We start from the raw sequence: 12,865 nt of genomic DNA on the forward strand, positions 1-12,865 counted from the left end.
GTGAATAGTCAAGCTATTTGGCAGGGAGTGCTGGGTGAAATTGAGGTTTCAATTCCGCCATCGTCATTTTCGACCTGGTTTAAGTCGACCGAGCTTGACATTATATCTGCTAATGAGGTGGCCGTCCTATCACCCAACCCCTTCGTGTTGACACAGCTGGAAAAACGCTACTATCAGCGCATCGCTGACGGCTTGAAGCGAAGCGGCCTTGCGGTCTCGACGATTCATTTTCGACCCAAAAAAACAGCTGCTCGAAAGCAGCGCCTCAGCCGTGATGAACCAAATTCAGCGGCCGCCACCCAACCGATCATCAAGCAGTCTAAAAAATCAGCAACCAACCTCAACCCGCGCTATACCTTTGACAACTTCATCGTTGGCTCGAGTAATGACTTGGCGCACGCCGCCTGTCAAGCAATTGCCGCTAGTCCTGGCACCAAATATAACCCGCTTTATCTCTATGGCGGTTCGGGGCTTGGCAAGACCCATTTAATGCAGGCCGTTGGTAACGAGATTATTAAGCGCCAACCCTCCGCCCGCGTACTATATACCACCACCGAGACCTTTGTGAGTGAATTTCTCGACTCGATTCGCTTCAAGAAAAAAGGATTTTCCGATAAATATCGTAACGTCGATGTCCTGATCGTTGACGATATGCAGTTTATCGCCAATAAGGAAAAAACTCAGGACGAGTTCTTTCACACCTTTAACGACCTACACCAAAACGACAAGCAAATTATCATCAGCTCTGACAAGCCGCCCAAAAGCATCCCTACCCTGACCGACCGCCTGCGCAGTCGCTTTGAGTGGGGCATGACGATTGACGTGCAGATGCCCGATTATGAAACTCGCTGCGCTATCGTTACTGCCAAGGCCGGCCTGAGCAATGTCGAATTATCCGCTGATGTCGTTGAATATCTCGCCACCAATTTCAAGACCAATATTCGCGAACTTGAGGGGGCGCTCAATCAACTCCTCGCCTACGCCGAGATGCAGAACATCACGCCCGATGCCGAAACCGCCGAGGGGCTGCTCGGTAATATCAAGCGCTCTCGCCCGCAACATATCACCGCCAAGCAAATTATCGACAAAACTGCTCGCCACTTTGGCGTTGAGGTCAAGGATGTGTGTTCACCAAAGCGCGATAAATACATCATGCAGCCACGCCAAATTGCCATGTACCTGCTGCGCAGCGAGCTCAAGATGAGCTTTCCAAAAATTGCCCAAGAGCTTGGCCGCAAAGACCACACCACCGCCATTCATTCGGTTGACAAAATTAGCAAGGAGATGCTTATCAGCGTCAACATTCGTGAACAAATTAATGACATCCGAGACAAACTCTATGTGTAAAACCTGGGTAAAACGTGCGCATAACCAGCGACAAACTTGTGAACGACTATCCACCACCTTGGCCGTGCGCAGACAAACCTCACACCACCGCATGGATAATCAGCATATTATCCACGACATGATACACAGCCAATCCACTACTTTTTCCACCGGCACAGCACTGTTACCACCCCTGTTTGAACACAATATTTACCCAGTTTCCACAGCACCTATTATTACTAACCACTGAATAAAAATAAGAAAAGGATTATAATAAGAATATGAAGCTCACCGTCACCCAAGAAAACCTCGCCAGAGCCCTCGCTAATGTCGGGCGCATCGCCGCCAGTCGTAACGAACTGGCGATACTGAATAACATTTTATTACGAACCGATGGCTCTCGGCTGGTCGTAGCGGCGACGAATCTGGAGATCGCCTCTACCCAGTATGTTGGCGCCAAGGTCGAGAGGCCCGGCTCGATAACTATCCCAGCCCGACTAGTGAGCGAGTTTGTCGCCAGCCTGCCAAGTGGTACGGTCGAGTTGGAGGTTAAGGACGAGCATCTACATCTGACCGCAGACAAGTTTTCATCCGTTATTAATGGTGTCGTGGCGGATGAGTTTCCGGAGCTACCGACAGTGGATGAGCAGACGGCGGTGCGACTGGATATGAGTGCCGATGAGCTAAAAAAGGCAGTTTCGCAAACCATTATCGCGACGTCTAGTGATGCCACGCGGGCGGTGTTAACTGGTGTGTACTGGCATACCTATAATGGTGAGTTGTATCTAGCGGCCACGGACGGTTATCGGTTGGCGGAGAAACGGCTGATGAGATTTGACGGTGAAATTACCGCCATCGTGCCAGCATCGACACTCCAGGAGGTGCTGCGGAGTCTCGATACCGAAACAAGTGACGTAAGTTTGTTTTTTGATGAAACACAGGTCGGGTTTCGGACGGATCATCTAGAGATCGTGAGTCGGCTGATCGATGGCAAATTTCCCGACTATCGTCAACTGATTCCTAAACTCGCCGAGACCGAGGTGGTAATTAGAAAAGCCGATTTCCTGCGCATCACCAAGGTTGCCAGTCTCTTTGCGCGCGAATCGGGTGGCGGCATTACCCTCAAGGCTAGTCACGAGCAAGCGCTACTATCAATCCATTCAATTGCTTCGGAGCTCGGTGAGAATACCTCTGAGGCTAGTGCCGAGGTGTCGAGCGACGGCGAGATTACGCTCAATTCTCGTTATCTGATCGAGTCACTTGGCGCCACTGATGGCGAGACTGTCACCTTCTCGTTTAACGGCAAACTGTCGCCATGCGTCATCCGCGAGCAGACCCCCACGCCAGATTGTATGCATATTGTTATGCCGTTGAAGCGCTAGGCTAGTTGAGTGATCGACCGTCTTGAGTAATGGCAATTCGTCGACTATTATCGTAATCAATAGTGATATTGTAGGCTAATTTATCCTCAACAGTAATAGTAAATGATAGCGTATTTTTTCCTGATGATGTATCACGTACGATATCTTTTATCGTTGTTTGTGTAGCGATACGTGATAGTTTGTGGTCATAAGAATAATCGCTCATGATTAGCTTCTCAATGTAGTCAGTGTCATTGCCGGTTAGTTGGTTAGATAATGAATTGCCGTACTGATCATTTTGGCCGCTCCAGTTGACAACTAGATACGGGCTTCGTAGTCCACGCATTCGTGAAAAGTCATCATTACAGCCAAAATAACCGTATATTAGCTGATCAGTTGGTAGGCATGAAACGGTTGTACCATATTGATACTGGGCATCCTCGTCAAGATTGGTTTTTTGTGACCACGTATATTCAACGAGATACGACTGCTGTAGGCTTTTAATATCAACAATGAAGTTAACGGTGTGGATGTCTTTCGCTTGATCACGAGTCTGCTTGAATGACCCATCACGAATAAGGATGTCTTTAATGGAATTGTCCGGCAAATTGCCAGCGTAATTGTTACGGATGGTGGTATATAATGCGTGACGGATTGTTTCGAGGGTTTTAGTGTCGGTCGGTTTACCATTCGTATATGTACTGAGGTTTTCAATATGCATTTCTCCGCCAAGAGGGTTGCGTAGCAGCAGCGTATAGGCAATCGTAGCGATAATAACAACGCCGATAAACCCCGAGATAATGAAAAGTAGTTTTTTATTATAGTGCAACATTGCCACCGCCTCCACTTGTACTTGCTCCAACATAACTTGCTACTGCCGACATGTCAACTTCTGGGTAGGCAAACTCATCTGGTAGGCGACCGAGCCACGCCTTTGTCTCGTTGATCTTACCTACGCGAATGAAACCAGATCCGCCACCCGATTGTGTACCATCACCGCGCCCCTTACCGGGACCACTACAGCTTGCTTGGCCAACGATAACAGTATCACCGTGAATGCCGAGGACGACACCAGTATGTCCATACCGCCCACCGTTCCAGCTAAATATTGCTCCAACCTTTGGTGTTTTGCCGGTTGGCACGCGCCTGTTGCTCCTTAAGTATGACACAACCGCCTCTCCATTTCCGGGTGTATAGACGCCTTTTGTAGAAGTGAACTTGTTTAAAAAGAATACAGAGAACGACACACAATTCGAGCCGCCACCATTACAATTATTCCACAGGTAACCACCCATAGCCTTCTGGCTTTCATTGTTCTTATTTTCGCCGTAATTCATCATGAATTTCTTTGCCTGCTCTTCGTTGAGGCCACCTTCGGAGATGGTGCCGCCTCCACCTCCACTATCATCACTGCAGTTAGTAGCGGCACCAGAAGCCGCTGCGGCTGCGATAGAAGGATCTGGCTCCCAGCTCATGGCTTTGTTAGCATAAGCCGCGCGAATATCGGTTCGTGGAATACCAGCACCAAAGAACTTCTTTACCATAATAGAGGTTGCCTCGTTTACGTTGCCCGAGGCCGTCATTTCGGCAAGAACGTTTTTACGTGAAGTTGGTGCAAGGTTCTGGAGTTGCCACCAGACGATAGCTAGTTGCACCTCGAGACTGGTAACATCACCCTGGACGCCAGCCTGCTGTTGCCAGTAAAGGACGGCTACACCCGGGTCCCATTGGGCGATTCCCCAGGCATCGCCCATACCAGCCGGTTTACTCGGGTTCCACGGGTGATACTTACCGCCGGCCTTGAGCGGATTTGGCTCGGAGCCTTTATTTTGACGAAGAATTGGGTTACCTTTTGACTCCTGATATAAATTACCAACGATTGCTGCTGCAACAAACTTTGGTGCACCTTTGGATATAAAATAATTAAATGCTTTCTTTAGATTATCTTCACCGACCAACTCTCCTGCGGCATCGCCCGCCCGCTGTGCGGCATTTGGTGAACAGTTTGTATCTTCAGAATTATTACTAAAAAGGATACTATTGTCTTCAAATGTCGCGCGCAGTTGGTCGGTATTTAGTTCGGCAAATACCGGTGAGCTCCCAAAAAGCAGCGAAATAATTGATATAACGATAACAACCCTTTGCAAGACTAATTTTCGTTCCATAATTTCCTCGCTCGCTCTCTCGCGTTATCCGGTAGTATGTTACCGTCAGTTGTCCGCCACGCCTCTCTGCCGGTTGAGTATGCGATGAGCTGTAAATTGCCGCGATCATCTTTCTTTAATATGACATATAATGTGCGCGATGGATTGGTGGTCGCAACATTGGCGGCAATTGCTTTCAGAAAGATCCACTCATTTTCGAAGTCAATTTTTTCGATAAATATTTGTCGCGGTGTTGTCGCAACTCGCAGGTTGGTAAAAGCAGCGGAGGCTGATTCGCGCAATATTTTTTCTGGGATTATAAGATTTTTAGTTGGTCCTGGATTTAATGGAGTGTTGTTGCGGATAACAACTAGAATAATGACGATTATCAGCGCAATCGCCGCGACGCACAGTCCGGCCATAATCATCAACGATCGCCTATCGTCACGTGGCTGCTGGGAGTAATAATTCATGCTATCTATCATAACGCTACTGGCTCCCCACTTGCGGTTCGAATGGTGACGGCGTTATCCGCGATAGTAAACTGCACGACATACGCGGCGGTGTTGTTAACAGTCACGGTGAATGATATTACCTTTTCGTCAAAAACTACATTAGTGATCGCTCCAGACACAAGGGTATCAGAGGTCGCATGTTTACTTACGTAGTGGCGAAGAATCGCTGCAACGAGTGAATTTTGGGTGTCATCATTGATGAATGCGGCCAGTGTTTTATTGGCGCTATTCTTCGTATCCCACCCGCTGAGGATCAGCTGCTGCGCTGTTGGCTGGCCACTGCCGCCGGTTGGTCCCTCGTACTGTTTACCCTCTGATTGGTTGTTACTAGGCGATTGCGGTGGGGTCGATGGGTTGGCGGGTGGTAGCAGCAGAATGACGACAACGACTGAGGCGGAGAGTATGATGAATGATAACGTAGCAATAATTGCTGTTTTGTGTGCTAAAAGAAACTCTCTCACGATGACCGTCCTCCAACTTTTTTCGGTCCAGTGATCACCCACATACCTGTTGTGCCATCATTCTCTTCATTTTTACCCTTGTCTGCCTTTTCACCAAAGTGAAATTCGCTCGCCGCAAAGCCGGCTTTATTTTCGGTGTTGGAGCGCTTATTCGGGTCACCAACGAGGAACTTACCGTCAGCAGTTTTTCCGCGAATAAACATAATGTGACCACCCTGGATAAACGGTGTTTTCCCGCCAACTGATATAAGAACTAGGCCACCCTCGGACAGACCTCTTGAGGCATTCTCGGCGCTTGGCTGTACTTTCTTGATCGTAATACCGAACTTATCCTTAAATAGCTGAGCTTTACTTTCCCATATCCAATTCGAACCACAATGCTCACCACCCCTCTGGCCATCGTTTTGATAGAAAAACTCAGCCATTTTTTCTGGATCAACGGTTGTATTGCCGACAGTCGAGACGATAGCAGCCATAGAGGTTGGCGCGCAGCCACAATCACCAATATTACCAATGCCGTATTTTTTATTCTTCCATGGCTCTTCTGACTGATAGTACATCTTAATTTGGTCGAGATTTTCGCCGGTTTGGGAGTTTGAGGCGCTATTAGACTGGTTGCTGCCGACAAGCTCTTCGTCGTCTTCGCCGTTAATGGAATTTTGGATCTGATAATCCATCAAGAAGACGGAGATGGCAGCAAGGGCTTTGCCGTCAGCAGTATCAACGGAGCCAAAGTCGGTGTCAGCGCTTGTCTTGCCATTTTCACCTTCGACAACAGGGCGATAGCCGCCACTGGAGATCTTGCCAGTACTTTGCCTGGTACTAGATTCATCAAGGACGCAGCCGGCCATATTGGTTGAGTATTCTGCCGAACTGACATCACTACAAGACTCAATAAACGACTTTAGTGGGGTATTGTCTTTTATATATCCTTTACTGACCAATGCCTCAATGTCGTCTTCTTTTTCTATATCAACACTTTCATCGATCCACCCAGCCTTTGCCAGGATCTCTCGTGCCTCCTCAACACCCATATCGTCCTGCTGCCTAGTAAAGCCGGTACACCCAGTGCCAGCAAAGTTTACTGCTGGAGTAACATCGCGGCCATTAACCTCGGACTTTAAGCCAAAGTCTTCGGCGTAACCACAGTAATTTGCCGAGTAGTTATCGCTCGCATTGGCGGTGGCTCCAAATGAAAGCGCCATTGCTGGGAGGTGGATGATATTAGAGAAGATTGATGCGAATGAATTATTGTAACTACCAGACTGGAGCATCATCTGACGCAGGTTAAAGGTGAGGCTGCCAAGGAATGTGTGGCGACTAGAGGTGTCGAATGGGCTGAGTGAGGCGATGTCGTATTCACGTTGTTGTCGCTCGTTAGCGAGACGAACTTGATTAAAACTAGAGAGGCCTTTTTTAGACAATACCGGCAGATGTTTTGCTGAATTTGCTGCTGCAAAAAATGCACCAGCCGATGTTCCGAGCATATCACCAAACTCCTTACCCTTAGCATTCGCAATGTCATTATCGCCAACGATGGCTTTGAATATCGCCTGAACAGCTGCACTTGTGGCCGCTTTGGTTATTTCGCCTATAATGACAGAGGTAATTTGAGAGATTGCAAAATCACCTACTGCCTTGACAATACCACCTATAAGCGTCTTTGCTGCCACGACTGTCACTGCTGCATCGACGGCCATGGCTGTGTACATAGCCTGGTCGCTCATGATGACGTTGCAGGCGCCCTTGGTGGCATCTTTATATTGATACATCGCTTGGATGGCTGGATGACGACGAACTTTAAGTCCGGGTGCAAATTTTTCAGATAGCGGAACTTTATTTTTATTGACGCCCATAGCAGAAAGCAGGAGTGGTGAATCAAGGGCTGACTCGGCTTTGCCATTACTGCCTTTGTGGCGAGCGGTTAACATTGTGCCAACAAACTCCATACCAGCAGCAGTCATTGCGAAGCGCGGATCAAGGCCTGAAGCCTTTTGTTGTGATCCTGGTGAGAGAACGATATTAGCTATCGGTGGGATAAGTGCCGCCATTTGCGCTCCAGCGACACCGCCAACGATAAAGTCGGGCACATGTCCAGCGATACAGGCACCTGTTGCGAGGGTATAGGCTGAGCCAGCACGCCGCGCACGCTTCAGTTTTTTGTCGGCATGCGTTTTGGCTTTGTTGCCAGACTCTTCGATGTCTGCTTGGTTTACTTTATCGTCAGCACGATATTCTTCAGATGGGGTCTTCTTTTTTTCACCGTCAGAGCCGGTTGGGCCTTGATTTTGTCGGTTATTCTTTTTGTTTTCTTCGGCCCACGTGGCCGCTCCCCCGTTTCGCTTTATGCGCTTAAACTTACTAAAGAACTTTTTGGCGAGATACTTACTTGACCAGACACGAAACCGCATGTTAAATGCACCGGATCGACCAAGGACTTTGGCGGCAAGACCACGGTTTTCTTTAGCACTTAAAAAACCGGGCAAGTCTTGAGCCTTGATATGTTTACCGTCAACGATGAACTTTTCTGGGTTACCACTGGGGTAGCCAAGCCTTTTTAGATTAAGCGGATTGCCTTTAGCATCGGCCGCTACAACGCCGTGCTTTGCGAGACGGCGTAAGCCTTTGTTTGAAATCGTGCCGGCCTTGCACTTCATCTTTTTACTATTGCAAACGCCGGGCTTTGTGATCATATTCGCCAAGTTTTTTGCGAGACGCCGTTCAGAGACAACTGAACTAGAATCGTTGCCAAGGGTTAGGTTTTCCATGAGGTTGATGAGCATTGATGCCGGACCAAATATTGAAGCCAGCAGACCACCGCCAACACCAAATAATATCATTAAACCAACAATACCGCCGCGTTTTTTAGCAAGAGCAATGAGCTTGGCACCTCGACCCTTAGGCTTGTTCCGCTTGGAGCCTCCCGGCTGATAAAAACCACTTTGTGGTCCTTGATTTGCAGCACTGTTCTCTTCGTCTGTTATTTTTTGCGCGGCAGCTTCAATGTTGGTATCTCGATTCGCCTGGTAGCCGAACGGGTCATTTTCAAGGCCATCATCTCGTAGACCAGCCTCTATCTGGTCAAGCGCTGCCTGTTCACTAGCATTCAGTCGCTCCGATGAATCATCGTGTAGCTCAAACGGATTTGCTCGCCCATCAGCATCGGGATCGGTCGTGGTGTCAAATCGCGGCGGTTTTGTTGCTGTTGCCATATGCCTCCAATTATACTACACTGCTCCGTACCCGCCGAGTGGTGTTTCTGATGGTAGTTGGTGTCGAGAGATCGGCGAGGTGTTGATGAGTTCGTATTCGGTGTCGCTGGCCTGAATCTGGATGTGAACGTGGTTTTGTCCGGCAAAGAATAGCCCCTGCCCCACCGGGAAATTGGCGAGGCGTTTTTGCTCTTCCTCGGTTAGCTTGAAGACACTGGAAAGGACATCAACGGCGCTGGTTGATTGCTTGAGCAATAGCTGCATCGACGAGTTAGCGACGATGGCCCGACCCATCTTGCTACCCATAAAGTCCTCGACGTCCTGGGTGATGGTCGTGAGGCCGAGCTGGTATTTGCGGGCGCGCTTGGCGAGAGAAAACAGGAAGTTGGCCGAGTCGTCGTAGCGCATCAGCTGCCACGCCTCATCGACGATCAGCATGCGCCGCTTTTGGTCGGTGCGTGTAATATTCCAAATGTGATTGAGGACAATATACATGGCGATCGGCCGCAATTCGTCCTCGAGGTCGCGGATATTAAAGACCACCATGGTGTTATTGATATCGATGTTTGATTGCTGACTAAAGATACCAGCGAAAGTACCCGAGGTAAACTTGCGGAGCCGTTGGGCGAGGCTTGGCCCGGTGCCGCCCATATGAAGCAGTGTATCGTAGAGGTCGGCGATAGTTGGCGGTGTCGAATGGTGGGTCAACGGGTCAGCGGTGATGCCGACGCGGGCGTAGGTGTCAATCAGTGCCTGGTCAATATCAGCCTCTTCAGCGGCTGTCAGTCCAGCGATAATCTGCCCGCCCGCTGTCGTCTGCGAGCCGCCCAGCATCTGCCGCAACAGGCCATGCAGCGTCACCAAGTTCGCCCTCAGCGCATCGTCTGCCTCATCGGTATCAATTACTCGCGGTAGATCAAACGGATTGATGCGGGTGTCGCTGTTGAGGCTGAGTCGAATGTAGCTACCACCAACGGCGTCGGACAGTTTCTGGTATTCGTTTTCTGGGTCGATAATCACGATGTCTGAACCAAGCATCATGCTGCGCAGCGCCTCCAGCTTGACGGTGAATGACTTACCAGCACCAGATTTCGCGAACACCACCATATTAGCATTCTCGAGGGAGAAGCGGTCAAAAATCACCAAGCCGTTATTATGCATATTGATACCATAGAGCACGCCCTTGCCGTCGGTCAGGTCAGCTGAGGTAAACGGAAAGCTGGTGGAAATAGCGCCAGTATTCATGTTGCGGCGAACCTGAAGCTGGTCGGTCAGCTGTGGAATAGTGCTGTTGAGACCCTGCTCTTGTTGGGCCGAGGCAACTTTAGAGAACACCAGCTGCTGGCCAAAAATTGTCTCGATCTTGTGTTGGATAAAGTTGAGCTCATCAATGCTGTCGGCATAAATCGTAATGTAAAGGCCAAAGCGGAAGAACTTTTCCGAGCCAATCTGTAGCTGATTACGTAGTTCCTCGGCGTCCTGTAATGCCGCTTCCATCGCTGGGTCGCGCACCTTGCCCTTCTCAGAGTTGATACTGAGGCTAGCCTCGAGCTGCGTCACTTTCTTGCGTAGGTTGTTGAGCACCACCTGGGTGTCAACTGGATAAATGAACATGCTAATATCCAGCACCTCGTCGATATTGATCACCGAGCTGAGCCAACCAGTGTATAACTCGCGCGGATACCCGTAGACGTACATGGTACGGCCGTATTTTGAACCGAGGCGGAAGTGGTCGGATTTGAGCTCGAGGCTGCTCGGGGCGATAAAGTCGCGCAAGGTTCTCACGCCAGTGAGAAAGGCTTGCTCAACCTCGGCCTGCTCGCGGGCCCGCTGTTGGGCGGCGATATCAATGGCGTCTAGCTTCTTTTTCCTAGCCATGTCGTACTCCTCCATATCCATGTGGCGATTCGCCTCGTCCCTTGCGAACATAGGTCGTTGCTAGTTCATCGGCGCCGACACTCAACGGTTGTTGCGGTGCCACGTCAGGGTTGTATGAACTGTAGAATAATTCGCCCAGCTGTTTGGTATTAAGCTGCGAACTCTTTACGCCCATCTGAAACAGCCCACTCATTACTGAATCAACTCGGTTCTTAATTTCATCCTTGGCCTTCTCGTAGGCGGTCTGCTCGATCTTGGTGACGACATTGTCTTTCTTGCCACCAAAAAAGCTATCGAACAGACCCTTGGCCTGCTGTTTGATAACTTGCATATCGCCGCTCTGATAATACGGCACAACGATATAAAAATCCTTGTCCATAATATTAGCCTCTTGGGCGAGGACATCGATAAAGTTAATATAGTCATCCATCAGCACGTTTAGGAGCATATTGTCTTGGTTGCGGCGAATGTCAATCAGGCGGTCAATATACGGCCCGATGTCAACGCGCCGTGAGCGAATGAGCACTTGAACCGGAAAATACAACGAGTTAAGGAAGTTTTGGTAGCTAAATTCAATTCCCTCACGCTCGCGGCCACTCATCAAGTCAAAGTTAATCGACTGACACTGGATGACTGCCCGAAAGCTGCCGTCATTCATGATAATCATGTTCTCGCGCATCTCAGAAAATAGCAGCGTGTTCTGGGTGCTGGTCGGGCCTTTTTGTTGAGGTTTTGCCTGACTGGCCGGCTGCTTGGCGGGCTGTTGCGGGGTTTGCTGTGGTTGGTTGGGCTCGGGTGCGGACGGTGGGCTGGGGGCTGGTTGTGCCGCGGGTTGTGCGCTTGGCATCGGCTGTGGCTGGGCTGGCGCCTGCGGTAATTGCTGTGGCAGCGGGCTGAACTGATCAGGGTACTGAGCATACGGTGAGGTTGGTTCCGTAGAGACTGGGTCAGGCCCAGAGGCAATGACCCCCGGCATGGTTGGCGGATTTGATGGTGCACCAAACGGTGGTGCAGCGGCTGCATCTGGTGGATAGTGATATGGTTGCTGTTGCTGATCTGGTTGCATAGACATCCCACCTAGTGAAGCGAAATCACGACTTCCTTATCATGTTCTTTTTGGATGCGACCGGCCTCTCGTTGCAGTGAGGCGACCGACAGATCGCTGTGATTACGCGCTAGATCCATTATAGCAGGCGAGACGGGTGCTGTGCTAGGGGGCGCCTGGTCGGTGTGGGCCGTCGCGGTCGTCTGCTCGCTGATGGGCGTGATGATAGACTGCTGCATAGTTGGATAGGGGTTGAAGGTCGAGGTTTGTAGCGAGTAGGCTTGGTCGTCTTGGACAGGTGTGGTTGTCTGGGTGGCTTGAGATCGTTGCATCTGCTGGACAATTTCGTCATGGCGCCTTTCGTCGGCTCGCTCAATGAGTGTTTCAAAGGCGCGGGCTGTCTTGCTACTTGGGTCGAGCGGGTCTTGGGCGGTCTGAGCCTCATTGTACCAATCCGCCTGCATCGAGCTGTTCATCACCGAGCTGTTTGGATTATCGACGCCGCGCACCGACCAACCGTGTGTGTCCACCAGCGTCGCCAGATACGACAGCCGGCGATTGACCTCGGCCTGGTCATACCCCTTGCCGTATTGCTTTTCCTCAACCCGCGGGGCGATCACCTCGACCATTCGCTCAATACCATCGGCTCGCCACAATCGCTGCTTGGGCTTAAGAATGAACGAAATAACCGCCGCGAGGTACACCTCCATCGGCTGATCCTTGCGCAGCGGCAAGGCTAACGCCCCGAAAAATAGCGCAACCGGCACCGGGATAATCGCCAGCGGCGGCAGCACCGAGAATAGCCCCCACGCCAGCGCAATCATGCCGATCGCGACGATCAAGAAAATAAACTGCTTGAAACTAAACGGCCCGAGCAGCTTGTCTTCAGCTTCCACATCCTGGGGAACTTTGTAGACAGCCAT

Annotated in this window: 10 protein-coding genes; 2 read left to right on the forward strand and 8 right to left on the reverse strand. The window is 50.1% G+C overall.

The genetic code is table 11. From position 1 onward, the window contains the following. Together dnaA and dnaN are read left to right on the forward strand one after the other, a co-directional pair. Entirely contained in the window at positions 1–1,347 is a 1,347-nt protein-coding gene (dnaA, locus tag FBF26_00005; protein ID QJU09668.1) for a chromosomal replication initiator protein DnaA, read from the forward strand. Positions 1,348–1,607: 260 nt separating this feature from the next. Continuing rightward, on the forward strand, positions 1,608–2,708 hold the full coding sequence (dnaN, locus tag FBF26_00010) for a DNA polymerase III subunit beta (GenBank protein ID QJU09669.1): 1,101 nt from the start codon (positions 1,608–1,610) through the stop codon (positions 2,706–2,708). Between the two features lies 1 nt (position 2,709). On the opposite strand, the gene FBF26_00015 is transcribed toward dnaN, so the two are convergent. The 8 genes from FBF26_00015 to FBF26_00050 all read right to left on the reverse strand — a co-directional run bounded on the left by FBF26_00015 (position 2,710) and on the right by FBF26_00050 (position 12,865). Beyond that, positions 2,710–3,519, reverse strand: coding sequence for a hypothetical protein (locus FBF26_00015; protein QJU09670.1), 810 nt, complete (start codon positions 3,517–3,519; stop codon positions 2,710–2,712). Further along, positions 3,506–4,852 carry a CHAP domain-containing protein gene (locus FBF26_00020; GenBank protein QJU09671.1) on the reverse strand — a complete coding sequence of 449 codons (1,347 nt, stop codon included), beginning with the start codon at positions 4,850–4,852 and terminating at the stop codon, positions 3,506–3,508. The genes FBF26_00015 and FBF26_00020 overlap by 14 nt, the downstream gene beginning before the upstream one ends. Then, positions 4,837–5,304, reverse strand: a complete 468-nt coding sequence (locus FBF26_00025; GenBank protein QJU09672.1) for a hypothetical protein — start codon at positions 5,302–5,304, stop codon at positions 4,837–4,839. The genes FBF26_00020 and FBF26_00025 overlap by 16 nt, the downstream gene beginning before the upstream one ends. 8 nt (positions 5,305–5,312) lie before the next feature. Then, positions 5,313–5,807 (reverse strand): hypothetical protein, encoded by a 495-nt coding sequence (locus FBF26_00030; GenBank protein QJU09673.1) that lies wholly within the window; start codon positions 5,805–5,807, stop codon positions 5,313–5,315. Next, positions 5,804–9,019, reverse strand: a complete 3,216-nt coding sequence (locus FBF26_00035) for a hypothetical protein (protein QJU09674.1) — start codon at positions 9,017–9,019, stop codon at positions 5,804–5,806. Before FBF26_00035 ends, FBF26_00030 begins: the two co-directional genes overlap by 4 nt. Positions 9,020–9,034: 15 nt before the next feature. After that, positions 9,035–10,897, reverse strand: a complete 1,863-nt coding sequence (locus FBF26_00040; GenBank protein QJU09675.1) for a DUF87 domain-containing protein — start codon at positions 10,895–10,897, stop codon at positions 9,035–9,037. Beyond that, on the reverse strand, positions 10,890–11,744 hold the full coding sequence (locus FBF26_00045) for a hypothetical protein (GenBank protein ID QJU10548.1): 855 nt from the start codon (positions 11,742–11,744) through the stop codon (positions 10,890–10,892). The genes FBF26_00040 and FBF26_00045 overlap by 8 nt, the downstream gene beginning before the upstream one ends. Before the next feature lie 230 nt (positions 11,745–11,974). Continuing rightward, on the reverse strand, positions 11,975–12,865 hold the full coding sequence (locus FBF26_00050; protein ID QJU09676.1) for a PrgI family protein: 891 nt from the start codon (positions 12,863–12,865) through the stop codon (positions 11,975–11,977).

Source organism: Candidatus Saccharibacteria bacterium oral taxon 488 (assembly GCA_013100825.1).
Lineage (GTDB): Bacteria > Patescibacteriota > Saccharimonadia > Saccharimonadales > Saccharimonadaceae > Nanosynbacter.

What these genes read in the sequence shown, in the direction of transcription:
- FBF26_00045 (QJU10548.1), bottom strand. Translation starts at nt 11,744, where the DNA reads ATGCCAAGCGCACAACCCGCGGCACAACCAGCCCCCAGCCCACCGTCC.
- FBF26_00015 (QJU09670.1), bottom strand. Translation starts at nt 3,519, where the DNA reads ATGTTGCACTATAATAAAAAACTACTTTTCATTATCTCGGGGTTTATC.
- dnaN (QJU09669.1), top strand. Translation starts at nt 1,608, where the DNA reads ATGAAGCTCACCGTCACCCAAGAAAACCTCGCCAGAGCCCTCGCTAAT.
- FBF26_00020 (QJU09671.1), bottom strand. Translation starts at nt 4,852, where the DNA reads ATGGAACGAAAATTAGTCTTGCAAAGGGTTGTTATCGTTATATCAATT.
- FBF26_00050 (QJU09676.1), bottom strand. Translation starts at nt 12,865, where the DNA reads ATGGCTGTCTACAAAGTTCCCCAGGATGTGGAAGCTGAAGACAAGCTG.
- FBF26_00025 (QJU09672.1), bottom strand. Translation starts at nt 5,304, where the DNA reads ATGAATTATTACTCCCAGCAGCCACGTGACGATAGGCGATCGTTGATG.
- FBF26_00040 (QJU09675.1), bottom strand. Translation starts at nt 10,897, where the DNA reads ATGGCTAGGAAAAAGAAGCTAGACGCCATTGATATCGCCGCCCAACAG.
- FBF26_00035 (QJU09674.1), bottom strand. Translation starts at nt 9,019, where the DNA reads ATGGCAACAGCAACAAAACCGCCGCGATTTGACACCACGACCGATCCC.